Origin of the sequence: Bacillus sp. (in: firmicutes) (assembly GCF_031983925.1) — a bacterium.
GTDB lineage: Bacteria > Bacillota > Bacilli > Bacillales > Bacillaceae_G > Bacillus_A > Bacillus_A pacificus.
Map to the genome: position 1 here is coordinate 88,167 of NZ_DALYZR010000012.1, position 24,794 is coordinate 112,960.

The 24,794-nt window shown below is 35.2% G+C and carries 25 protein-coding genes and 1 pseudogene; 7 read left to right on the forward strand and 19 right to left on the reverse strand.

Annotation, left to right across the window (positions count from 1 at the left end; translation table 11 throughout):
• Positions 1–25 precede the first annotated feature (25 nt).
• The 3 genes from RTP99_RS23740 to RTP99_RS23750 all read right to left on the reverse strand — a co-directional run bounded on the left by RTP99_RS23740 (position 26) and on the right by RTP99_RS23750 (position 6,384).
• Positions 26–3,445, reverse strand: coding sequence for a DUF4132 domain-containing protein (locus RTP99_RS23740; RefSeq protein WP_000210720.1), 3,420 nt, complete (start codon positions 3,443–3,445; stop codon positions 26–28).
• 109 nt (positions 3,446–3,554) lie between these two features.
• Entirely contained in the window at positions 3,555–4,307 is a 753-nt protein-coding gene (locus RTP99_RS23745) for a DnaD domain-containing protein (RefSeq protein WP_000312128.1), read from the reverse strand.
• 301 nt (positions 4,308–4,608) lie between these two features.
• On the reverse strand, positions 4,609–6,384 hold the full coding sequence (locus RTP99_RS23750; protein WP_001022200.1) for an S-layer homology domain-containing protein: 1,776 nt from the start codon (positions 6,382–6,384) through the stop codon (positions 4,609–4,611).
• A 139-nt stretch (positions 6,385–6,523) separates the two neighbouring features.
• Here RTP99_RS23750 and RTP99_RS23755 point away from each other — a divergent pair.
• Positions 6,524–6,784, forward strand: a pseudogene (locus RTP99_RS23755) (DUF7832 domain-containing protein); the annotation flags it as partial.
• 81 nt (positions 6,785–6,865) lie between these two features.
• Here RTP99_RS23755 and RTP99_RS23760 read toward each other — a convergent pair.
• Positions 6,866–7,324 (reverse strand): hypothetical protein, encoded by a 459-nt coding sequence (locus tag RTP99_RS23760; protein ID WP_000591659.1) that lies wholly within the window; start codon positions 7,322–7,324, stop codon positions 6,866–6,868.
• Between the two features lie 286 nt (positions 7,325–7,610).
• Between RTP99_RS23760 and RTP99_RS23765 the strand changes: the two genes are divergently transcribed.
• Entirely contained in the window at positions 7,611–8,318 is a 708-nt protein-coding gene (locus tag RTP99_RS23765) for a DNA alkylation repair protein (protein ID WP_000346310.1), read from the forward strand.
• 79 nt (positions 8,319–8,397) lie between these two features.
• Here the strand turns inward: RTP99_RS23765 and RTP99_RS23770 are convergent, their stop codons facing one another.
• Both RTP99_RS23770 and RTP99_RS23775 read right to left on the reverse strand, forming a co-directional pair.
• Positions 8,398–8,730 (reverse strand): DUF3895 domain-containing protein, encoded by a 333-nt coding sequence (locus tag RTP99_RS23770; protein ID WP_001071915.1) that lies wholly within the window; start codon positions 8,728–8,730, stop codon positions 8,398–8,400.
• A 371-nt stretch (positions 8,731–9,101) separates the two neighbouring features.
• Complete coding sequence (locus tag RTP99_RS23775; protein ID WP_000616179.1) at positions 9,102–9,560, reverse strand: VOC family protein; 459 nt, start codon at positions 9,558–9,560, stop codon at positions 9,102–9,104.
• Positions 9,561–9,823: 263 nt separating this feature from the next.
• On the opposite strand from RTP99_RS23775, the gene RTP99_RS23780 reads away from it, so the two are divergent.
• Entirely contained in the window at positions 9,824–10,234 is a 411-nt protein-coding gene (locus RTP99_RS23780) for a DUF4279 domain-containing protein (RefSeq protein ID WP_000323208.1), read from the forward strand.
• Between the two features lie 196 nt (positions 10,235–10,430).
• Here the strand turns inward: RTP99_RS23780 and RTP99_RS23785 are convergent, their stop codons facing one another.
• The 5 genes from RTP99_RS23785 to phaZ all read right to left on the reverse strand — a co-directional run bounded on the left by RTP99_RS23785 (position 10,431) and on the right by phaZ (position 14,539).
• Positions 10,431–11,420 carry a hypothetical protein gene (locus tag RTP99_RS23785; protein WP_000387973.1) on the reverse strand — a complete coding sequence of 330 codons (990 nt, stop codon included), beginning with the start codon at positions 11,418–11,420 and terminating at the stop codon, positions 10,431–10,433.
• Between the two features lie 407 nt (positions 11,421–11,827).
• The gene (locus RTP99_RS23790) at positions 11,828–12,028 is read right to left on the reverse strand and encodes an NETI motif-containing protein (RefSeq protein ID WP_000166303.1); all 201 of its coding nucleotides are present in this window, start codon (positions 12,026–12,028) and stop codon (positions 11,828–11,830) included.
• Positions 12,012–13,208: an MFS transporter gene (locus RTP99_RS23795; RefSeq protein ID WP_000058542.1), complete on the reverse strand. Its 1,197-nt coding sequence runs from the start codon at positions 13,206–13,208 to the stop codon at positions 12,012–12,014. The genes RTP99_RS23790 and RTP99_RS23795 overlap by 17 nt, the downstream gene beginning before the upstream one ends.
• A gap of 119 nt (positions 13,209–13,327) precedes the next feature.
• Positions 13,328–13,561, reverse strand: coding sequence for a hypothetical protein (locus RTP99_RS23800; protein WP_000546488.1), 234 nt, complete (start codon positions 13,559–13,561; stop codon positions 13,328–13,330).
• A 60-nt stretch (positions 13,562–13,621) separates the two neighbouring features.
• Positions 13,622–14,539, reverse strand: a complete 918-nt coding sequence (gene phaZ / locus RTP99_RS23805) for an intracellular short-chain-length polyhydroxyalkanoate depolymerase (protein WP_116733361.1) — start codon at positions 14,537–14,539, stop codon at positions 13,622–13,624.
• Between the two features lie 174 nt (positions 14,540–14,713).
• On the opposite strand from phaZ, the gene RTP99_RS23810 reads away from it, so the two are divergent.
• The 3 genes from RTP99_RS23810 to RTP99_RS23820 all read left to right on the forward strand — a co-directional run bounded on the left by RTP99_RS23810 (position 14,714) and on the right by RTP99_RS23820 (position 17,705).
• Positions 14,714–15,130 (forward strand): MarR family winged helix-turn-helix transcriptional regulator, encoded by a 417-nt coding sequence (locus RTP99_RS23810; protein ID WP_000343675.1) that lies wholly within the window; start codon positions 14,714–14,716, stop codon positions 15,128–15,130.
• Between the two features lie 15 nt (positions 15,131–15,145).
• Positions 15,146–16,345 (forward strand): MFS transporter, encoded by a 1,200-nt coding sequence (locus RTP99_RS23815; RefSeq protein ID WP_001190316.1) that lies wholly within the window; start codon positions 15,146–15,148, stop codon positions 16,343–16,345.
• A 100-nt stretch (positions 16,346–16,445) separates the two neighbouring features.
• Complete coding sequence (locus RTP99_RS23820) at positions 16,446–17,705, forward strand: serine hydrolase domain-containing protein (protein WP_046647587.1); 1,260 nt, start codon at positions 16,446–16,448, stop codon at positions 17,703–17,705.
• A 145-nt stretch (positions 17,706–17,850) separates the two neighbouring features.
• On the opposite strand, the gene RTP99_RS23825 is transcribed toward RTP99_RS23820, so the two are convergent.
• From RTP99_RS23825 to alo, 4 genes are all read right to left on the reverse strand, one after another.
• Positions 17,851–18,285, reverse strand: a complete 435-nt coding sequence (locus RTP99_RS23825; RefSeq protein WP_001080901.1) for a YvaD family protein — start codon at positions 18,283–18,285, stop codon at positions 17,851–17,853.
• The gene (locus tag RTP99_RS23830) at positions 18,282–18,644 is read right to left on the reverse strand and encodes a DMT family transporter (RefSeq protein WP_001198602.1); all 363 of its coding nucleotides are present in this window, start codon (positions 18,642–18,644) and stop codon (positions 18,282–18,284) included. Before RTP99_RS23830 ends, RTP99_RS23825 begins: the two co-directional genes overlap by 4 nt.
• A 14-nt stretch (positions 18,645–18,658) precedes the next feature.
• Entirely contained in the window at positions 18,659–19,216 is a 558-nt protein-coding gene (locus RTP99_RS23835; protein ID WP_000813657.1) for a TetR/AcrR family transcriptional regulator, read from the reverse strand.
• 331 nt (positions 19,217–19,547) lie between these two features.
• Positions 19,548–21,086 carry an anthrolysin O/cereolysin O family cholesterol-dependent cytolysin Alo gene (gene alo / locus RTP99_RS23840; protein ID WP_000576715.1) on the reverse strand — a complete coding sequence of 513 codons (1,539 nt, stop codon included), beginning with the start codon at positions 21,084–21,086 and terminating at the stop codon, positions 19,548–19,550.
• 389 nt (positions 21,087–21,475) lie between these two features.
• On the opposite strand from alo, the gene RTP99_RS23845 reads away from it, so the two are divergent.
• Positions 21,476–22,822, forward strand: a complete 1,347-nt coding sequence (locus RTP99_RS23845) for a short-chain fatty acid transporter (RefSeq protein ID WP_000490037.1) — start codon at positions 21,476–21,478, stop codon at positions 22,820–22,822.
• A 28-nt stretch (positions 22,823–22,850) separates the two neighbouring features.
• Here the strand turns inward: RTP99_RS23845 and RTP99_RS23850 are convergent, their stop codons facing one another.
• The 4 genes from RTP99_RS23850 to RTP99_RS23865 all read right to left on the reverse strand — a co-directional run bounded on the left by RTP99_RS23850 (position 22,851) and on the right by RTP99_RS23865 (position 24,712).
• The gene (locus RTP99_RS23850; protein ID WP_001004512.1) at positions 22,851–23,216 is read right to left on the reverse strand and encodes a hypothetical protein; all 366 of its coding nucleotides are present in this window, start codon (positions 23,214–23,216) and stop codon (positions 22,851–22,853) included.
• Positions 23,213–23,788, reverse strand: a complete 576-nt coding sequence (locus RTP99_RS23855) for an NAD(P)H-dependent oxidoreductase (RefSeq protein ID WP_001101659.1) — start codon at positions 23,786–23,788, stop codon at positions 23,213–23,215. Before RTP99_RS23855 ends, RTP99_RS23850 begins: the two co-directional genes overlap by 4 nt.
• A 23-nt stretch (positions 23,789–23,811) precedes the next feature.
• Positions 23,812–24,201 carry an SWIM zinc finger family protein gene (locus RTP99_RS23860; RefSeq protein ID WP_041184771.1) on the reverse strand — a complete coding sequence of 130 codons (390 nt, stop codon included), beginning with the start codon at positions 24,199–24,201 and terminating at the stop codon, positions 23,812–23,814.
• Between the two features lie 253 nt (positions 24,202–24,454).
• On the reverse strand, positions 24,455–24,712 hold the full coding sequence (locus RTP99_RS23865; RefSeq protein ID WP_000171475.1) for a hypothetical protein: 258 nt from the start codon (positions 24,710–24,712) through the stop codon (positions 24,455–24,457).
• Positions 24,713–24,794 lie beyond the last annotated feature (82 nt).

Genomic DNA, 24,794 nt, shown 5'->3' on the forward strand with positions numbered 1-24,794 from the left:
TTTCCTACAAATGAAGGGGGAATTTTTATCGTTTGTTACGCCAGCTTTCATTATGACCAAGATTTGAATCGGTCGCTAATTGTACATCATATAATATTTCACTAAAGAAATACTTATCTACTTTTTTTGGCACAATGCGTCTTTCATCATCAATTTCATCGTATTCATATGAACCACGATTCACTGTACCTGCTTTATAAAATTCAATGTCATACACACATATATCTTCTTCGTCTTCATAGCCAATTGGTGCTCCGCTAAATGACAGTTGTGCCCCTAATCCAGTGCGAGTATCTTCTTTATAAAACGTATAATACACACCGCCATCTTGAACTGATCCGCGAATCCATCCAAGTTTCGTCATCTTACCGAATAACGAGCGACCATTTAATAAAATACCACCAAATCTCTCAACAGTAACCTTATCGTCTTCCTCTACTACAAACACAGGACGTTCAATTTGTAGAAATGGCTGGACAATTTTCGAATGTTCCAGTTGCTCTTTCCACATTTCCTTTTCCGTTTCGGATAATTCTAACGGATGAATGAAACCAATCACGGTTCCAGACGAAAATTCATGATTCTCTCCTATCATTGAATAAAACGTACCATCCTCCGCATAACGGAACATTTTCAGTAACTTCCCTTCTGTATATTCACCCCAAATAAGTGAATTTACAAATTGCTTCATAATTGGATTCTCTAGAAATACCGACTTCCAGGAGTCATATGACCAATAGCGCTTTCTTGATAGAGCAGCTTCCAAACGTTGTTTCTGCATGGAAAGAGCACTTCGAAGCTCTTTCTTTAAAGTAGATAACCCTTTCTTAGCTAATTCAGCTTTTTCTATATCATCTTTTGCATTCGGCTTTGGAAGCGACTTCATACGTTTCCCTTCTTCTGTCTCTAATTCAATTTTTGACTCTGCAGTTAATATGGCCGTAAAACATCTATTCCCAAAATCAATTTCCTTCTCACCACGTATATTGAAACCAAGATTTGGTACTAGTTGATCTTCCAGCTCTTCTTCCGTTATACCACGCGTTTTTGCAGCGAGACTTAGTGCTTCTTTTGCTGCATTACGCACTTGTTTATGTTTATATTTAAAGGCCATTGTATGAATAGACATAAGTGCAAGCTTAGATGAGGACAAGCCTAAAGCCCGAACAGCATCAGCTGCAATTTTCCCTCGCATATCGAGCACCCATTCATCGATTTGCTTTTTCAGTATGCCGACCATTTTGTCATCACTATATATTCCATATAACGAAAGAATACCGCGTTTCTTCACATCTGCATCTTGAGAAATCCATGTTTGATATATTTCTTGCACACATTCTTTCAAGTCCTGTTCATTTAAAGTACTCCCAATCGCTTCAGCTGCCTCTTTCTTCTCGATAACAGAATCTGAAATGTACTGCTGCAAATAAGCTAATGGAATTGTAGCATCGGCAATTTCATTAAAATGACGAAGACGGATTTGTGGTTCATCCCCAATTAATTGCATAAGTGAATTTCTTTTTTGTTCCGTTACGATACGTCCACAAAGTTCTTCTATACTTTCTGAGTTTCTCTCCGTTTCAAGTAACGGAGCAAACTTCTCAACAAAAGAGGCATTCTTCTTATCTTGCAAAGCTTCCTGTACAAGTTCTGTATATTTTTCAATCTTATACTCTATAAGCAGTTTCATCACATTTTCACGGACAATTTTCTTTTTATTATGAAGTTCCAGCGCTACATCCTCTGCAGCTTCTACATCTCTTGAAAGAAGTTTAACTACAGACTCACGCATTTTTTTAGATGAATCCCCTAAAGTTTTAATTAAAATGGGACGCATTTTAATCATGTTATCCTTTGCTAACTCTTCTAAAATATATGCTTTGGCAACAGCAGAATACTCATCAAACCGTTCAATTATATACGCTTGTTCTTTTACAATGACATGAACAAGCGCTTCCTTCGCCTCATTTCTCTCTTCACTGTAGCATGCAGCTTGTTCAACTGCATAGGCAATCAGCTTTTCCTTACTTAGCCCATACGAAAGAAGTTCTTCTAATACTTGTTTCGGTTCTATCCCTCTGACAGAGCATTCGTAAAGAAGTTCGTATAAATTAACACTATATTCATCTCCGAATTGTAGTGTAAGTACAGCTTCCCTTTTTGCTACATCATCAATATCCCAAAGGAGTGCAACCTCTAACACCGGCATACCCCAATACATACTTCTATATTTCGGATTTTTAAGTATGTGCTTCATATCCTCAAGTGACACTTTCCCTAGTAAATAATCACAATATGTATCACGTATTGTAGACAATTTAATTTGCAAAGCAGCAATAAAAAATTCTTCTCGCATTTTTCCTCTATTTAGCTCATGTCCTTTTTCAGCTAACGTTCGCGCGATAATAAGATAATTCATTTTACTTACATATTGCAAAGTGCGTTGAACAAATTCCGGATTTTCTTCCAACATGAAGCAAAGGAATTCATATTCATACGTCTTACAGAAGTCTTCACTATTCAAATTATGTTGCCTCAGGCGGTGCGCAAAAAACCTTTCCTCAGCAATCCAAAACTGTTTACAAAAACTTTGAATTTCTTCATACGTTTTCTTATTTACACTACCTGTTCTTTTGTAGTTTTGAGGCTGGCCAAGAGCATGACACATATAACGCGTAGCATAATTCATAAACCCCCACACGTTTTTCTTTGCTAATATTTCCACATATCGCCTCGCAACGTTTGAATACTTATGGACATGAAATAACAGTCGCCAAATATAGTCCGGTAAATTTCCACCTAAAAATAATTCCCTATCACTTTCACCTTTTATATATCTTTCAGTTGCTTCAATCTTTTCCTTTTCCCCATTCAAATTCAAAATAAATTCAGCATGTTCTTTTAATCTCTCTTCCAATAAAGAGCTATACGTATGGAACTTCTCATAATCTACTTCAAACATTACGAGAAGTAGTGATAGTTGTTGCTTATTTAGTAAAGTATGTAATTGTCTCTCTATATAGTTCGGATCCTCTTTTGTTAACTCTTTCAGAAAACTATACGCCTCATTCACATAACTAGAGATATTAGTTAAATATTTACATGCAATTACTACAAGTTGATCCAATGGAAGTGCACTTTTTTCTAAATAAACCTTCATATTAGAAAAATCCACATATTTAAACCTTATTATAAGAACATTTAACAACTGCTCCCCTAACAAATAATAGAATAATCGTAAGAAAGCTGGATCTTGCTTATGCACTTTCCTAAAATCATTTATAAACCGCTCAGCAAAATCGCCTCTTCTTTGATCTCGAATTGTCGTTAATTGAATATCTTTCAAAATCTCTTCTTCTTTTGTTTGTAAATATAGCAGTGATAATTGTTCCTGTTCTTCTGTCATATGAATATATTGAAACAGCTGAGCTGTATTTGTAGTCAAACTTTGTTCCCCCGCATCTTTTATCCATTATAAAAACATCCTTATTTAATGGTAGTATAGCATAAAACCTACCAAAACGAACATATATTCTACATTAAATTAATGTAAATTAAAACACACTACTCAAAACACTTCTCCTTCTCTCTAAACTACCCATTACACACTTCTCTCCACCATATTTGCTACACCAATTCCTCAAAATCCCCTTCACATAAGCAAACGTTCGCTTATTCTGTTCAAATGCAATTTTAAGTGCCTCTAATACTCTCTCTCCTGAAACTTTTTGTATCCACTCTTTCAATTCCTTCACGATATATGGGGATAGACTACTTATATGTTGCTCGTAAAACTTATAAACCTCACTATGTGGAGTGTCCTCTTCCACTTCCACATCTTTTATTTCTTCAACAACTTCTTGTAAACTACTAGTATCCTCTTCTTCTGGCATACCAAAATACTGCAATAACAATGGAATCTTCCATTCTTTTTCCAGACATGTACGTAAAAACATATGTATGAATTCTTTATTTTTTACAGTCTTTAACTCACGTAACACACATTTTTCTACATTCGTATTTAAAATTGGATTATAGTGTAGCCAATTTATGATGTATAACTCTTTCGTTTCCGCATCGTATAAAATCTTTCCGTATTCAACAAACCTATTTAATAACTTCTCAACAGTCTCCATATTGTAGCCTGTTTCAAGTTCTGCCACACGCTTCGGTAATACGTAAATTCCACATTGCTTCGTTTTCGTACCAGTTAACAAATATATGTAAAAATAACGCTCCTCTGGCGTTACATCTAATATGAATTCATCTTGCCAAAAGTTCACTTGCACATTACGGTACACCGCCATATGTTTACCTCCCCCTTGTATTCATAAAAAGGTAGATTTCAATCCTTCAATATACATATAGGAGTGAGGGCTTGGTTTTTGCAGTTGAATTCCAAATTTTTTTAACTACTACAACGACGGTTTTATTTTTTCGCGCTTTTTTGTTCTTGTAGTTGTTTTTGTTTTGTTTTTTCTTAGTGATTTATTACTTGGTAGGTGCTTATAAGGGGCTTGGAAGGGGCTTGGAAGGGGCTTAATAAGGGCTTATATAAAAAGGAGCTGTTCCAAATTCTCATTTTGGATAGCTCCTTTATCATTCTTTCTATTTTTGACTTGCATCTAACATCTTCACTAAAAAGGCAGCTGCTTCACCACGAGTTGCTGTCCCTTTCGGATTAAACTCATTATTTCCAACACCAGTAACTACTTTTAAGCTATATAATCGTTGAACAGGCTGTTTATATGTGATCAAATGTTTATCCCTAAATGGCAATGCAACTAATTCACCTGTAACACCTTTATACTGTAATGCGTTGTCAATCATGATCGATGCTTCTTCACGTGTAATAGATGCGTTAGGATCAAAAATCCCGCCGCCACGACCGTTAATAATTCCCGCACTTGCACTACGTTTAATACCGCTATGAAGGGATGGATGCGCTTTATTAATATCTACAAATGACTTATTTCCTTCCGGTAGCTTGAGAGCATTTGAGATTAATGTTGCAAACTCAGCTCTCGTAACATTACGATAAGGCGCAAATACACCATTTCCTTCACCGTTCATAATTCCTAGGCTGTTCAGCTTACGAATGTTCCCTTCAAACCATCCACCTGTAATATCATCTTTTGGTTTTTGTACTTCTTTATGTGGCACATTATAGTTTATTTTAATCCAACTTGGGTTATAGAAAATCCACTCATCGTTACCTACTTTATACCAACCATTTTTAACTGCAAACACTTTGTAACGATCTCCGTTTGAAGCTTTACGAACGATATGATGTTCAAGTCCCCAACCACTACGTACGTTTATACCATCACCATTCACTACAAGCTCCATATTAGGTTCAGCTGGATTATATTCATTGGAATCAAATAGCTCATTTCTTTCTTGTAAAGGCGAATCAATTTGTGCGTTAACATTTGCATACCATTGAATACCTTGTACGAATCCAGTCCAATTCCCACGAGAAATTAAAATATCAGGACAGTTTTTCCCGCTCCATTGTTGATGCCTATAAATGTGGTCCGCACTAATACCTTCTTTGTTCATTAAATAACCTGCAAGTCTCTTTGCATTCTCTAACGCTTTATTGTAATCTCCATCTTGGTTAACTGAAATTTCGATACCGATAGATTCTCTATTTCCTGAGCCATCGCCATCTCCTGCATGCCAACCGTTTTCATTTGTTGGTAAGTGCTGATAAATTTGTTTATCGTCTACAGTAAAATGCCAAGAAGCTGTTCGGAACGTACCTTCCGTTGCTTGTTTATACAAATATTTCGCATGATTTTCAGCATTTGCACCACGAGCTGTGTTTGCAGTCTCATGAATTGTAATGTAGCGTGCTTTCATCGGATTTGCAGGACGAATATCAGGATTTCCAGCTGGAACAATCCACTCTACAAACGGGACACCTGCAAGTGTTCCATATTTCTTTGTAGTCATCGATGCACTATACTGAATAGCTCTTCGTTTTTCAACCGGCTTCATTTCACGAGTAGAGCCATCATTTCGACCGTCTACATGTTCAAATGCCTTTTCAATGTTTGAAATAGCTTCATCTTCCGCTACTTGACCTTTTTTCGCTTCTTTCATTTTATGTAACTCTTCTGTTTCATCATGTTTATGTTTATATTCTTCTAGAAGAATTTCCTCGTTCTCTGATACTTCTGCTTCATTAATTTGCATGTGATCTGGAGTTTCTAGATTGAAATTAGAATAACGTAATCCGTTCGTTCCACGCTCCCCTTGTGCAATACTAAGCTGGTCAGTATGAGATTTATTTATCTCTTCTGCTGATATTGATAAAGGTGCACTCCCTAAAATTACTAGACTTGTTGATAGTGCGATTACTCGTTTTTTAATATTCATTGCTGCAATCGATACCTACACTGTTCGTGTAAATATCTCAACCTCCCTTTATTTTCTCATTCGTGAAAGACTATGAATCTACTATGTATAAAAATATGGTTATTCCGCCTTTTTATAAACACTGCATTTTATCCCCAGCAGGCGAATGACTGGCACAGAAATTTATATGAACTGGGATGGCGTTTTGGCAGACGACATGTTAAATGACGAAGGCAACCAATTGGCGATGTATTACTTTAATAATGATGAGGAATGGAAGTATATAAGTGATTACTCAGACGTTTTTATAGACGAAGAAACTCTCTACCACGTAAAAGATACTTGGAAAAACTATTTCAAATTAAAAGAAGTTATTGATAACAGCTATAATTTGTGGAAAGACAACTTACAAAAAAGATAATTAATAAAGTCGATTTCTTATCTCCATAAGGAATCAACTTTATTAATAGTAAATTTAAATATTTTTTCATTTTAGCTTCTATTACAAATTCCCTTTAACGTTTTCGACAATCTCGTTTATCGTATTTCGATCAAACTTATCACTAATTTCGTATGGCTCACGATCTCCTACTAATTGTACGCCTACGATATGGTTGCGATCCTTACCATATTGCACTTCAATAATCGATCCACGCTCTATTTGTTTCCAAACGAGACTTGCTTCATCTTTATTATCTAAAATAATACAGTCCTCAATATTTTCATCAATCCCAATTAACTTATTATCATCCATATATCCAACCTCGTATTGTTGACGTTCTTTCGCTTTTCCGCTTACTACTATACCTTTGCTTCCATACGAGTAATCCGTATAGTCCTTTTTCTCTGATTGTATCGCTTTCGGTTCTTTTGCTTCAGTTTTTTCAGTATTTCCACACCCCACAATCATACTAATTGGCATAACTACAGTTAATACTACTCTAGTAAATTTCTTTATCATTTATAACCAACCTCACATGTTTAACTTTACATTTATCCTCTTACCAAATAATAACATAATAATACCGAGAAAGAGCCAAAGATACAGTGAAACTTTAATCAGTAGTTTTTCATCCTAAAAATCTAGACTTTCAAAATCACTATCTGCACTATCGACAAATTATAGAAAGTAGACATCCTACTCACATAAGATTTAAAATTAGAAAGTATGGAAAACATGATAAAAAATATAGGCTAGTTGTTCGCAATTAAAATGGTTTTTACATGAAGAAAGGAAGTACACAGCTTTGGATTTTAAAACAGTTATGCAAGAGCTTGAAGCCCTAGGCAAGGAACGAACGAAAAAAATATACATATCTAACGGTGCGCACGAGCCAGTTTTCGGCGTAGCTACAGGTGCTATGAAACCAATCGCAAAAAAAATAAAAATAAACCAAGAGTTAGCAGAAGAACTTTATGCCACAGGCAACTACGATGCTATGTATTTTGCAGGCATTATTGCGGACCCGAAAGCTATGAGTGAGTCTGATTTTAATCGATGGATAGACGGAGCGTATTTTTATATGTTGTCTGATTATGTGGTGGCAGTCACTTTATCAGAATCAAATATCGCACAAGATGTTGCTGATAAATGGATTGCAAGTGGGGACGAGCTACGAATGTCAGCAGGCTGGAGTTGCTACTGCTGGCTTTTAGGAAATCGCAAAGACGATGAGTTTTCTGAAAGCAAAATTTCCGATATGCTTGAAATGGTGAAAAAGACAATCCATGATTCGCCAGAACGAACTAAATCCGCTATGAATAATTTTCTAAACACGGTAGCAATTTCATATGTGCCACTACACGAAAAGGCAGTCGAGATTGCAAAAGAAGTTGGTATAGTTGAAGTAAAACGTGATAATAAAAAAAGCAGTTTGCTAAATGCTGCAGAGAGTATTCAGAAAGAACTTGATAGAGGAAGACTTGGTTTCAAGCGTAAATATGTAAGGTGTTAGATGATTAAAAGGGTGTCAATCTAAGTAAGATTGACACCCTTTTTTAATGAGAAAAATGAATGAATTCCCCCTGCACACCTTATCCGTTAAACATTTCTTCATTCAATTTATAAACCCTATCTCTTTTCTCATCACTTTTGACAAAAATAAGCTTTCCTTCTTTAACAAATCCTTCTAATAGTAAGCATACTTCTCCATATGCTTTCGGCTTATTCGTTGTGAATCTTTCATCTGATATTTTTCCAGCTCGTATTAATTGTTCACACAGCTCAAGTGCACTTATTTCTTCAGAATCCATTAATTCCAATATATCTCTTTGCAATGGTGATAAAGGTACTGGTATTTCAGCTACCTCCACCTTTTCTTTCTCGTTTTCTTCTTCAAATAAATCTTCAAATGAAATTTGATTCATTACTTCTTTTCCTTTCTAACGATTGATTTGTATAAAGCGTAGTTATTGTTATGTAGTACGTACCTTAATACATACATGTCAAACTCATGTACATCGTTTCATATAGTATATTTCGATTATACCAAATATACGTTCTGTTTTCTATCGTGGAATGGAAAACAGAACATTTTACTGTATGTACCATTATTAAATAACGCTGAATATTCATTATTCGAATATTACATTTTTATTTATATCACCAAAGACTCATCCATATTATGTAAATGCATGCATCGTAATGAGTATATTTAATAAAGTTAAATGAAACTGGGGAGACTTGCGCAAATGGGTGAGAAAACAAGCAAAGCTATAAAACCCCCACTGATTAAAGTTTATTTTTCTTGGTGCTCCGCTTCCCATTCACTTAAATACGTTGCATATTCTAATTCATCTGGATCATCATATAACATAGAAATAAACTCTAATTTATTTCCATCACAATCTAGAAAATATACGCTTGCAGCTGGCATCCATCTTTGGACAATTGGCTCTTCATTTCCTTTCCCCTGACTCCCTACTACCTCTATTCCACGATTCTCTAACCATAATTTAGAAATCTTTAAAAACGCTACATCTACACGAAAAGCGAAGTGTTTCATCTCAAAATCTTCATTACTATGTACTTCCCATAATCCAAGCATTTGTTCTTTATTTTCTCCTACCCATAAGAAAGCAACCCGCCTTTTCGATAGTTTTTTTGCTAATATTAAACCTAACTTATTTTGATAGAAATCTATCGCCTTTTCTAAATTTCTTACATGTAAATGCGTTTCATATATGCTTTGTATCATTATGATTCCTCTCCCCTACATTCCAATTTTTTGAAAATATTTTGTTTTTATCATACAAATAAATACATTTGAAATCATCCTACTTTTGTATAATTCCCCCTTACTACAAAGGTATATATCTAACATTATCATTTATATCCCAACACCAAATTTCAATCAAAAACACATTTACATTCTAGTAAATACATTCTTAAATTTTTATAATGTAATAAGAGTGACATCTTAACAATAGAGGAGGAACCATTCTGGATAAAACCAAAGTTATGGCTTATTTTAGTATAACGGGTGATATATTCCCTGTTGAAGCAATTACCGACGCCCTAAATATCGAACCTACAAGAACTTATAAAAAAGGTGATATTGTCGCAAGACGTGATAATCCAAATCTTGTATCCACAAAAAAACTATATAGAAAAGAGACGGATTGGAATTTAAGCACTGGCTATCAAGAATCATACGATATAAATAATCAGTTGCATGTTATTCTAAAATCACTTGAAGAGAAAACAGAACCATTAAAACAGCTTAAGAAAAAATATGATTTAGAATTTCTATTTATGGTAGTCATTCAAATTGAGAATAACGAATCACCCGCAATGTATTTACAAAAAGATATACTTGATTTCGCTAGTTCGATTCAAGCAGAAATTCATTTTGATCTATATATTTACTAAAAATAAAAACGCTATTGATGTTAGAATCAATAGCGTTTTTTTATGTGACTAGATGTGTGAATTATTTTGTAAGAACAAAGCAGATTCATTTTTATGTAACCTTTTTCACTTTGATTTCCCCGTCTATCTTCACTTCATAAAAGGTTGGCTCTTCCATACGACGAGATGGTGTCCATACGTGATAAACAGTCTTATTTCACGCTTTCTTCAACGAAAACAGAATATAAATTTTTTCAATTTCATGCGATTCTTCTAAAATCCATGAGGTTTGAGCTAAAAGCTTCTGTAATCCTTCCAATCCAAGATATCTAATTTGCACGCCAATAAACTCTGTAAACCCAAGATATCCTGGATTAACATATGCTCGGTCGAAAATTAACGAACCCGTCACCCTGGCATCCGCTGGGGAATTTTCAAAGAAACGGTCTAAATTCTCAATAATATCCGAATCCGAACCATACTCAAAAAGCCCCCCCTCCGATGAACAGAGCTGAATCCAACCTGAATGATCCAAGCTCATTTTTAATAATGACTCCGATTGGCTCCAGTTATAATGTATTGTGTTAAGTGTTATATCAAGGCCATAAAAGCGTTCTCCCGGTTGCTTCAAAGCATCGATGCACCGCTTTGCGAAATTAGGGCCGTACGTATCAATATCTAAAATGTTAATTCCAATCTTTCGTCCCTTAAGTAATTCTGGGTCCGATTCCTGAATTAAAATCAAAGTATTGATACTGTCTGCAGCAGCTCCACCAGCAATATTAAAAAAACAAAGGCCACGTTCAGGAAACGCCCTAAGCTGAGGCAACAAAAGTTCCGACTGCTGTCTGCAAAGATTCCTCAGCCTAATCCGAAGTCCCATAAAAGAGGTTTGCTTTACCGCCCACTTGTCCCGGAAGCCTAATTTTATCCCCTTACTTAAATCAGGTCCAAGTTTGTACAGTAACGTACGCATACCACTAAGATAAGAATCATCAACATTCGACATTTTCACAAAAATGTTCTGAATAAAACCCGGCATCTTTTTTAATGCTTCAATGCTCCGTGCTGATTTAAGGCAATTCAAATGATACGCCTGTTCATCAATACTTGCATTGAACAACGGGTGCGTAATATCCAAAATCGGTAATTTCATTTCATTCTCAAAAACTACATAGAGAATTCGCTCATTTTGATTTGCTTCCATTTTTGAACTCCACCTCGTTTGCACACTGAATTTTGAATTAACAAAAATCCAAAGATAGTGTAACTGCTCTTCCAGGAAGATTTAACGTTACAATTACGCATTTTCTATACAAAAAATATAACTATTTATAGTATGCTTTATGATATTATTATTTTCTTCCAAATAACAAAATTGATGGCGTACGGATTAACCAGCACTCGGCGTATTTACCTATTTCCCTCTGCAAAATTATAGTTTTAGCTCTATAATCCATGCCCGAACAACTAACTTCATCCTCTCTAGAAAATATCCATTCATTCTATTCAATTCCTAATCTACCTATTCCTTCATTACTCAGTAACAAAACAAGCCACCCAATTCAAATGAATTGGGTGGCTCTATACTATAAAGAGAATTTGCTATTTGTATTACTTCAATTTCCCCTCAAAGACAATCTTTCTACCGCACGGTTCCACTACTGTTTTGCCGTCTTTCTTCACTTCATGAAAGATTGGCTCTTCCATGCGGCGAGACGGTGCATAGCCTTCTTGTTCCATACGTGCTAAGCAGTCTGTAATTGTTTCGTTTTCGAGTACTTCAAATTTCTTTTTATTAGGTTGTTTTGTCATGCCCTAACCTACTTTCTATTTTTCTTGATGCGAATTGATTCTTCATGTAGATCATATATAACATTGCGAGAATTCCTATTATAATCATAACCGCAATAAAAAAGCTTGTATACTGTATTTTTTCTATAAATACGCCTCCTAATACAGGTCCCAGTATACTCCCTAAACTAAAGGCGATTCCAGCTAATATATTACCTGCTGGCAATAAGTGTCTCGGTAATAAATCTGTCATAAATCCAAGTCCTAACGAGAAGCACGATCCAATGACCATACCAGCTAACAACATGCAGGCAAAGACGATCCAGTAATATTGATCAAATACGGCTGCTAGCAAGAAAATGCCCGTACTTATGCTGAACGTCCACGTTAAAATACGGTCCCTTCCGTATTTGTCACTTAATATACCGAGCGGAATTTGTGTAATAATGCCCCCAACTGCAAATGCTGGTAATAAGAAGGATACTTCTGAAACAGACCATCCTTTACGAAGCGCATATACTGGTAAGTTACTGTTTAACATTGCTTCCAGTACGCCATATGCAAGTGGTCCCAGCAGTGCAATCCATCCTAATCCAACAACTTGTTTATAACGAGAAAAGGATGATTCACTCTTCACTTCTCTTTCATCTTGCGCCGGGAATGCATTTTTCGTTGGCAGTAATAACAGCCAACCTATTAAACAAAGTACAGTAGATATAATAAATGGCGTTGCAAGACCGTACTGTACAGTGCTTGCTAAATACGGACCGACGGCAAAACCAATTCCGAAGAATACACCGTATATCGATACTTGTCTCCCAATTTTACTCGGGTCTGATGTTGTCGTAATCCATGTTTGTGTTCCGACATGAAGCATATGATCTCCGACTCCAACTAGAAATCTAAGGATAAACCATACCCAAAACGAAAATGTTTGTGTAAAAAAGAATAATGAAATAATAACGAGAAACCCACCAATCACAATAATTGGCTTCATTCCAAATTTTTGCATCGGTTTTTCAAGAAACGGCGAGATTACTAATATCCCAATATATAGTGCCGTCGCATGAATACCGTTAATACTTGAACTAACCCCTTCTTGTTCAAAAATCATTGCAATGGCCGGTAAGAGCATACCTTGTGACAAACCTGAAATTGCTACAATCCCAACCATAATCCAAAAAGTAAAACGCAGTGACATCCCTTTCCCTCTCCTTCTCCTTCTCACGCTTTCCACTTTTCATTATAAACTGTTTCTGCAAATGCGTGTACGAATATTCGCAATTAAAAAGAAGCTAAAAGAATGAATCTTTTAGCTTCCTATCCTTCCCAAACTTGTGCTTTCACATTGTTATGAAATTGCTTGAAGTACGGATTTTTATAAAATGCAGTTCCATATACGTGTTGCTGTGCGCTAACGATTGGTTGTTGCGGATATTGCATTTGTAACGGAACTACAGCTGGTGAAATCTGCATATACAGCGGAGCTATCATCAATTTTGTATATATATGATGATTATATGGTGAATGCGCAATTAAGAGCGGATGATGCATGGATAATCTCCCCTTTTACATACAATGTTATAGCATATGCAATACCTTTCATTTCGGGGATTATTTCTGTTCTAACCAATCCTCTACATGCTTTATAAATACATCTAAACAATCAATAAACGGTGAATGACCGCAATCTTCTAATAATTGCAATTCAGCATTCGGCAAATGTTTCGCTAACTCCTCACCCACTACTTGCGGTACGACATAATCTCTGTCACCTTGTATGACAAGCGTTGGAGTTTTAATACGATGAATTTGCTTATTTCCCTCTACAACCCCGTTATGTTCATCCGAAATATTAAATGTAATGAGCGCATAATTCACATCTACGAAATTACGTTGCGTTAACATATTGTCTAAATACTTTTCATAACGATCTGGTTCAGGTTGATTATGTGTATATATTAATAGATTCCATACTGTTCGGTAATATAATTTATTCATATTTTTTATCGCATCTAGCACTGGAGCAATTTGTACAGGATCTTGTGCAACCTCTTCCTTCGTCTTTACTAAACTTGATACGATTGGCTGCCCGTTTATATCTTTTTTAAAAATTGGATATCCCTTCATGCCCACCGATTCTACTAAAATTAACTTTTCGACAAACGTTGGATGATTCGCTGTAAATTGCATCGCAACACCACCGCCCATTGACCAGCCCATTAATGAAAATTTCTCTAGTTTTAATTGATCAATAAATAGTTTTACATCTTCTGCAAAATCTTGTATGGAATCTATCGCTTTATTATATGTTGATTGACCAAATCCTCTTAAATCAAGAGCGTAAATATGGTATTGATCTTGCAGCTTTTCAATGACTAAATCCCAATGTTGTGACGATGTCATGTTTCCGTGAATGAGTACAAGAATTTCTGCATTTTGCCTTCCAACTTCCTGATACGCAATCGTTTCTCCGTTCGATAGTGAAACAAACTCCATTGTTGCAGGCTTAATCATCACAAGTTCCCCCATTCTTTTTAATAGAAAGAAAATTCTTTACTTAATTAAAGAATAACATGCAGAATGTATGTTCTCAACAAAAAAGCGATACGAAATTTTTACATAAATCAACATGTCTATTACTAGACAATTATTATAAAAAAGTATATAGTTAGCTAGGTAACTAATTTGAAAGGATCAACATACATGGATGAAAAACAACATTTTTTTCACATTGTCAGCCAGACTTCTCGCAAGTTTACGAAGAAATTTAATGAACGCGTATCTCCCACTGGGTTATTTAGTGCGCAATGGGCTGTAATTTTCCGTATTAATCAAACTGGTTCTTGTACGCAAACAGAATTATGTCAGTATTTAAATGTTGAATCACCAACGATGACTCGTACGTTAACACGTATGGAAACGATGGGATGGATTATTCGTACTGAAGGAAAAGATCGCCGTGAGAAGCTCATTTCTTTATCAGAAACAGCGATAAAGATGATTCCAATATGGCAAGAAGAAGTTGATACTTTCGAAGAAAAAACGCTAGAAGGTATTAACGAAGATGATTTACATCAAGCATTTCAAGTGTTACAACAAATTATTAAAAACTTAGATTAAATTGGAGGGATGACGATGCAAAGTGAGAAACTTTGGACGAAGGATTTCCTCGGAACTTGTTTTAGTAGTCTATTTCTCTTCTTAACATTTTATATGCTTATGACTACTTTACCCGTCTATGTAATAGACGGCCTAAAAGGAAAACCTGAGGAAATTGGTTTAGTTGCAACTGTATTTCTTATTTCATCTGTATTATGTCGACCATTTACAGGAAAATGGCTCGATGATTTAGGAAGAAAGAAAATATTATTTATTTCACTTTCTTTATTTTTAGCTGCTACTGTTATGTATTTCGGTGCGCAAAGTTTATTTTTATTACTTGCCCTTCGCTTCTTACATGGTATTGGGTTCGGTATGGCAACAACAGCAACTGGTACGATTGTCACAGATGTTGCGCCAGCTCATAGACGCGGCGAAGCACTTGCCTATTTCGGCGTATTTATGAGTTTGCCGATGGTAATTGGTCCTTTTTTAGGTTTAACAATTATTTCTCATTTTTCATTCACTGTACTATTTATCGTTTGTTCCATATTTTCATTGCTTGCATTTTTATTAGGACTACTTGTAAATATTCCGCATGAAGCACCTGTAAGCAAACAAAAACGAGAAAAAATGAAATGGAAAGACTTACTTGAACCATCTTCTATTCCAATCGCTCTTACAGGATTTGTTTTAGCCTTTTCTTATAGTGGCATTTTATCCTTTATTCCTATTTATGCAAAAGAGCTCGGTTTAGCTGACATTGCAAGTTACTTCTTTATTTTATATGCACTTGTTGTTGTCATTTCTCGTCCATTTACAGGTAAGATTTTTGATCGCTTCGGTGAAAATGTACTTGTTTATCCAGCTATTATTATTTTCACAATTGGGATGTTCATTTTAAGCCAAGCACAAACTTCATTTTGGTTCCTTGGCGCAGGTATGTTAATCGGTTTAGGTTACGGAACATTAATTCCTAGCTTCCAAACGATTGCGATTTCTGCAGCTCCAAACCATAGACGTGGTTCTGCGACAGCTACGTACTTCTCATTCTTTGATAGTGGTATTGGCTTTGGTTCTTTCATTTTAGGTATCGTCGCAGCGAAATCAAGTTACCATAATATGTATTTCATCGCAGCCATTATCGTTGCGTTCACTTTACTTCTTTATTATGGATTACACGGACGAAAACAAAAGTTCAAGAAACAACATACAGACGGAAAAGTTTCCGCTTAACATAAATAAGGAAAGTAAACTTCCCCGTTTACTTTCCTTATTTTGTATTTCTTTCAATTGAAGCGTATACTTATAATAGAAAAAACAAGGAGGGACCGATATGAAACTTAAAAAATCTCCCCTACTCTTACTCATAATCACATTTATATTTGTAATTACAGGGCTCGGTTTTACATACTTCAAACATAATAAAACGACTCCATCGAAAAATAACGTGACGAAGAAAAATTGGATAGATGACCCGTACTTACGTTGGTCGTATACACATATGAAAGAATTCACTTTAATTAACGAGGTGAAAAATAACCCGGATCACGTTTTTCACTTCTCTACCGCATTGCAAAACTTAGACGATTTTGCTGTGGAGCGTAGATTTGGAAATACAACTCCTCTAAAAAAACTTTTAGATGATAACAAAACGGATGCTTTCGTCGTTGTACATAATGGACAACTTGTATATGAACGATATTTCAATGGATATAACGAGAGCGAACCTCATGGTATGGCGTCATTAGCAAAAGTATTTACCGGGGCAATTATACAATCTCTCGCTGAAGAAAACCGTATTGACTTAGAAAAAACAGCTGACACATATATAAAAGAATTAAAAAATACACCGTTTGGTAAAGCCTCGCTTCAGCAATTATTGGATATGCAAGTTTCTGTAGAATATCCTACTCACGGATATGAACATCCAGCATTAGAAAATCAAGATGCACAACTATATTTAGCGAGCAATATTTTACCTCGAGGTAAAAATTACGACGGCCCGATGAAAATTTATGATATGTTACGAGAAGCAGAAGAAACTGCACCGCCTGGTTCTGATTTTTCTTACGATAACGGATCAGCAGAAACACTCGCTTGGGTGATTCGAACGATCACTGGTAAATCATTAGCTGAAAATGTTAGTGAGCGTATTTGGTCTCAAATTGGTATGGAAGAAAACGCGTATTACGTAACAGATGAAACAAAAGTTGAACAAGCTAGTGCTGGTTTAAATGCAACTGCTAGAGATATGGCTAGATTTGGGCAATTACTATTAAACAACGGGGAATATAACGGAAAACAAATTCTCCCTTCTTCTATTACTGAAGATATAAAAAATGTCCAAGAAGGTGAACTTGCAGTTGGCCCTGGCGCTTCCATTTCTTATCATAATCAATGGTGGATTCCGCACAATGAACAAGGTGCTTTCGAAGTGTTAGGTAGTTACGGACAAACACTTTACATCGATCCGAAAGCGAATATGGTAATTGTCCACTTCTCTTCTAATGCTACGCCAAGTAATGAAATCCATTCCGTTTACTCCAATATGTATATTGATATTGCACATCATTTAGAGAAGCTTCCACAGTAATGGAAGCTTTTTCTTATTGCTTTTTTATTTTATTCTAGTAACGTACTAACCTTCATATCGAAAATTATTTTGAATTCTGCTGTATGGTTAGCGAAAAAACTAATTTTGAATCTGAAATGCTGTAGCATCTAGAATTCGAATGTGCTTAAAGATCCTGTCTTTCCATGAATTCTTTTCTCATGTTAGTCTCATACGAACCACACTCTCTCCACACACTTTTTAAAAAGAAGCATGGGTAAACTAATAAATATAAATTAGGTATCCACCAAGACATATCAAAATCTAAACGGATTGTCCAAAATGCTAGCGCTTGTAATCCTGAACAAAAAGTTAAAATTAATGATAAGAACGCAAAGTGACTCCAAATATGTTTTTGTTTAGAATGTAAATACAAACTTAGAAATCCCGTTAACGAGATTAACAAATCCAAGGGTAAAAAAGACCAGTTCCATGCTACTAAAATAGGATCTTGGTAATCTTTAAACAAATATTCTTGCGGAATCATATGAAAAATTGTTATGAGCCAATATACAACAAACCCAAGATCAGTAATAAGGAAAAAATACTTTAATCGATTCAATGTATACGTTCCTCCACCATTTCTTTTTTCTTCGCTTCATGTGCCGTACTATTAAAATTTAATATTACGACTCCAACTAAAATAAAAAGAATTGCTAGTATCTTAATTATATTGATACTTTCTCCAAAATAAATAAAACCAATTGTTGTAATCGTTACAATTCCCATACCTGACCATACCGCATATGCAACGGACATTTCCATCCCCTTTAATGCAAATGACAGAAATGCAAAACTTACTACATAAAATACAAAAATAAGAATGCTTGGTACAAGTTTCGTTAATCCATCAGATAGTTTCATTGCAGTTGTACCTGCTACCTCAAATAAAATTGCGAAGCATAAATAAATCCACTGCATTATTCTCCCACCTTCTATTTCGGATTAGAAATTCCGTATAGTAACATATCCATAATCGATTCAAGCATACTTCCCAATGTATAATCACTCTTTTCAATAAACATAGGATCATATATGCGATTCAGTGCCCCCAAGTATACTTCAATAAAAAACGGAATTTGAATTTTTCTTATGCTTCCTTCTCTCATTCCCTCTTCTATTAAACTAATTACAGTAGACCACCCTTCACGTAAAAACTGATCTAATTTTAACCATTGGTAATAATGATGTTTTTTTAGTTCTACTAATAAACGTGCATCCATGAATGTAAATTGTTGTGGAATACAAATTAAAATGAGCCTTATTTTTTCAACTGTTTGTAACGTATCATCTTCAGCGATATTTTTTTCCTTTTCTTGAATACTTTCTATTACATTACGAATAACTTCATCCACTATTTCATCTTTTGAAGAAAAGTGCTCATAGATTGTCCTCTTACTGACAGCTAATTGTTTTGCTAAATCACTAATTGTAAATGTAAACCCCTTCGTTTGAATTTGATGAATTGTTTCTGTTACTATTCTTTGCTTCATAATCCGCCTCCCGAACCCTTGGTACCAATTTGGTTTTTTTAGTACCATTTCATTTTACAATATTTAACACAATCTATCCAACTAATTTTTATAATTTTCTAACTTTTAACTTAAAATAAGTTAAACGTTAGAGAGATGAGGAGCATTCTTGCATATTCAACAATCCAGTGAATAATTGGATAACACTCATACATGAAGCTTTAAATAAAGTTAAATGCAGCTCTATAAGGCTATGTTGGTATATGTTCTTTTTTAGCTTGATGGGGAGAAACCCCGATCTACTTTCACCTAAGTAAAAAAGCACCCTATAAACCGGGCGCTTTTCTCCAACCTAATGACTAATAGTAGCAGTTGGATATAATGTTGTTCCTCCAATTGAAACCTTTATTTCATTTGTTAATGGAACATTTTGTTCATTAATAATGGTTCTCCACCATTCCCATGCAAGACCTGTACATTCTCTTGCTACGATTTTTATATTTTTTGAATTTGGTGGAAGAGGGATTACCGTAGAGTAATGAGCTGTTTTGTCTTTGCCACTACCTTCCCATGTTTTATGTGTTAATACTTCTTTTCCATTTTGATCAAATGTGAATTCATCCCAAGATACATCAAATTGAGCAACATATGCACCGTAATGATCAAGTGTCATTTTTGCACTTGAATATTCTGTCGTTGTCGTCTCGATATAATCTGTATTGTTATGAACAGCAGCAGTTGCATTATCTTTTAAGAAAGTGCTTGTATATGAAATTGGGTATGCTGGATTTTTAAAACTTAATTCAGCATTATCTTTAATAATATTTCGAATTTCATTGAAATCTTTTGTAACAACCTTGTTATGCTCTTTCGCATCTCCGCCTAATACGACAGCAGTAAAAGTACTTTCTTCAAAAATATCTTTGTACTGTCCACTCGTTTCGACACTGTTATTCTTCAGTAAAGCTTTAAAAGCAGCTTGTACATCTTTACTCTTAGATGTTGTTTCTAATTTTACATAAACCGTTCTACCATAAGCTACATTTGAGACCATAACAGGTGGAGCTGAATTACTTACTCCTTTACGAGTTAGCTCATCAAAAGTAACACTATTATCAAATAGATCGGATGGATTGTTAGGTAGTTCAGCACTTACGGTATAGAATATTTGCTTATATGCCGCCACCATCACTTTTTTCTCTCCATTTGCAACTGCATTAAAATCAATGTTCAGACTGTTATCAAGATATTTCGCATTAACATTAAGAGCACTTGCGATTTGTGATTTACTATAAACCATAGATTCTGTATACTGCATTCTTGCAGGTAACGTATGTGTTGCGGAATACTTTTCATTCCAAGTAGATACTAAATCATCTACTGCTCCAGCTACATTACCATATGTCGGATTTTGGACAGTGATTGTATTTTCTTTTCTCATACCAGGTAAATCTATACTAATATTCAAAGGCTTTCTCTTAGCCACTAATAAACTCGGTTGATTGTCTGCAAAAGCTTTATTGGCAAGTTGTACAGCTCCTGGATACGTGCGATTTGCTACAGAATCAATAATCGAAATATCGACTGGTGACGTTGTAAGTGATTTTTTCTCACGTTCCACTACTACAAATTTACCATTTGAATTGATACTTTCTTTCGGAACAAAACTCTCTACTTTATCACCATTTACAGCTAAAACCTCTTGATTATTATATGTAAGGTTTGCTATACCAGTATCAATGCTACTAGCATTTTTAGCTATATCAGTTGCACGACCGGCTTGTGTTTCTGCGAAAGAAATAGATGAATAATTAAGAGTGCATAGACTAACGAATAAACATGCAAGGAACTTTCTTCTTTTGGTATTTTTCTTAATATTCAGAAAAATCACCCCATTCTTTTTTTAGTAAGACATGATAGCTAACGAATAAACTTACATAAACGCTTTTAAAAGTTCTTGGACTAAAGGTATTACTCCACCTAAAAATTTTAAAACGGCCATTGCGATTTCCATATTACTTCCTCCTCTTTGCTGTATTAAGATGTTTTGTATATTTATGCTTTCATTATAATAAGCTTTTACATTTGCATCAATTCATTTTTATATGCAATATTTCATATTTGAGAAAAGCAACTTTTTCTGCCAGGGTGATGATGGTACTACTCTTCTTGACAATATTTCAATCTTCATAAAACATCAGAATTTTCTAAATATAAAAGGTTATGAACGAAACAACCTCGAATAATTGTAATACATATACATAAGGAGGTTGATCTATTTTGTTTCGTTCTTTTACTAATGGCTGCGTCGCCTTAGTGCAACGTTTCTTGCCAGAACCGTTTATTTTATCATGTTTATTAACCGTATTTGTTATTTTCTTCGGCATGTTTGCAACGCATCAAACACCTGTGGAAATGATTAATCACTGGGGGAATGGCATTTGGGGACTTCTCGCCTTTTCTATGCAAATGGCACTTGTACTCGTGACAGGATCTGCTTTAGCAAACGCTCCTCTCATTAAAAAATGGTTAACGAAAGCTGCAAGACTACCGAAAACGAATGGACAAGGTATTATTGCCATTTCAATCGTAAGTTTACTAGGGGCGTACATAAACTGGGGCTTTGGTATTGTTGTATCTGTTTTATATGCAAAGGAAGTAGCAAGGCAACTTGAAGGATTAGATTATAGGTTAGCCATTGCCTCTTCTTACTCTGGATTTCTCATTTGGCATGCGGGGCTTTCTGCTTCTATCCCTCTCACGTTAGCAACTGGAGGCGAAACGTTAATGAAAACGACAGCTGGAAGTATTAAAGAAGCGATTCCAATAACAGAAACGTTATTCTCACCATACGCTCTCGTGCCAGTTATTATTTTTCTCGTTACGATGCCTCTCATTAATAAAGCGATGCATCCAGATGAAAAACATACGATAACGGTAGATCCTAGCGTATTCCATGAAGAAGCTGCCGCTCAAGAAGTAGGAAACAATACGTTCGCTGAGAAAATGGAAAATAGCATCATTATTACACTTTGCGTTGGATTGTTAGGTCTCATTTATATTTTCAATTACTTTTATACGAAAGGTTTTAACCTTACACTTGATATCGTTATTTTTATGTTATTAATTGCTGGACTTATTTTCCACCGTACTCCGATTCAATATATTCGTGCTTTTTCAGATTCTACAAAAAGTGCTTCTGGTATTTTACTTCAGTTTCCATTTTATGCAGGAATTATGGGCATGATGATTGGAGCAAATAGTGAAGGACTTTCACTTGGAGGAGCTATTTCAAATTTCTTTATTAGCATTTCAAACGAAACGACTTTCCCACTCTTTACTTTTTTAAGTGCTGGCATCGTTAATATTTTCGTTCCATCTGGTGGCGGTCAATGGGCTGTGCAAGCACCCATTATGATTCCAGCTGGTGCTGAACTTGGTGTACCTGCTGCAAAAACAGCAATGGCCATTGCATGGGGCGATGCTTGGACGAATTTAATTCAACCTTTCTGGGCATTACCCGCATTGGCAATAGCTGGTTTAGGCGCTCGTGATATTATGGGATTTTGCGTCGTGAACTTACTATATGCAGGATTTATCATAAGTCTATGTTTCTTATTTATTTAAACGAAAAGCTAGTTTTATACTAGCTTTTTTATATAATAAATCTCTTATTTCCCACGCAATTTATAATCGTTTCCCACTCTACCTCCGTAAGATGTAATGACTCAAATGCAAAAAAATCTTCGCAAATTTTTCCGATCAGGTGTGGATGTTCCCTCAAAAAATTCCACTGTAACACTTTAGGAAGAAAATATGTTTCATATTCTTTACTTCCCATTACTACCTCATCAACTTCTCTTTCACAAATTCCTCTTATTAAATAATCATTTCTTAATTGTTTTTGAATTTGTTCAAACGTTTCGCTACATTTTTTCAATTGAAGTAAACATGTAATATACGTTCGCAAAAGTTCGGTGTCATCCCCGCAACACTTTATAATACGTTCCATTTCATTCATAGTGTACGAGCCTTTTCTTCTATTTGTAATAACCACTTTTCCCGCTTCTCTCGTTTACTCGTTTTTACAGATTGAAATACTGACCGTTTTATATCGTGAATGCCGCAAAAACGTAAAACACCTCTCTTCATTATAATCCAATCTGCTGATCGATATAGTAATGCGACGTACCATAACGGTGAGTCTAACGTATTAATTACCCATGCCTTCTTACCTTTCAATAAGCCTTTCGGCAGGGTCCCTTCATATTTATAAGCAAATCCAGCTACGAAAATGCGATCAATAAATCCTTTTAAAATAGCAGGCATCCCCCACCACCATATTGGATATATAAAGAGTAGCGTATCCGCTTCTTCCACCAACGTTCTATACCGAGCTGTTTCTTCTTCATTTACTAAATCACGTCTTTTCTTCTCTTCATTAAAGACAAGGACGGGATCAAATTGTTCTTTATATAAATCAAGTACTGTAACCGAATGATTAGTTTCTTGCAATCCTTTTTGCACATGCTCTAAAATCGCCGCGTTAAAGCTTGAAGGACTAGGATGAGCGTATACAATTAGTACATTCACTACAAAACAACTCCCTCTATAAGTTAAAGTTTCCCCTTCTTTAACATCTTCTCTACAATTTGCACGTTTTTTGAACTTTGTAACAAGCGATGTAGTACCGTTAGTAACTCTTCCTTTTCTAAACCTTTCAGTTTCTCTTTCACCTTACTCTCACCAGCATCTTGAATATCATAAACAACTGCCGCCATATGCTTGCAAAGATTCTCATACGGACACTCGCAGCTACTTTCTGTAAAATCTTCAAGATCAATAATCACTTCATAGTTTCCTGCATTTCCAGTAACGAAAGCAAATATTTTCTTGTCTTGTATTTCAACATCTTCTACATGTCCATCTTCATAATATTCATAACCTTTATCCATAATGTACTTAGGAATCCACTTCGTTATATCATGTAATAAGTAAGCGTACATCATAGCACCTCTTCCTTTAATTCCCTTTTGACTTCTAGAGCCACTGCATGTTATTCTAATAACTGTCAAATAGCAAGTCTATGTGACAAAAACGACTGACACCTATTCGGCGAAGGTGTCTCTTTTCATTTGCAGCCGATATGAATTGCCTCTTTCAGGCACATTCAATTTTTGACACTACACACTCAACACCATTCCCTGTATCAGGCTGCTTAAGCAGTCTTTTACTCTACATACTTCAAAAAAAGAGAGCTTAGCTCCCTTTTCTCGCCTTATAAAATACCCCTTTTTCAGCATAGAGATATTCATCAGCTAATGTAATTTTCCCATCCAGTTTCAGTTCATCTAATAATCTTGATAAATAAAATTGATGTAACATCTTTTTCGTGAATTTTCCTTCATGATGCGAAACGATATGTTCTTGAATATCTAACAATGATATTGGCTTATCTTGCTCTATCATATATTCATAAACTGTACTACGCAGTTTGACGTATTTTTCGAGTGTCACAGTAATGCGCAACCCCTTTCTTCTTAATATAAATTTTCGTAATCGGTTTTTTTGCAATAAAAAAACCTCTCCGATAAGAAGA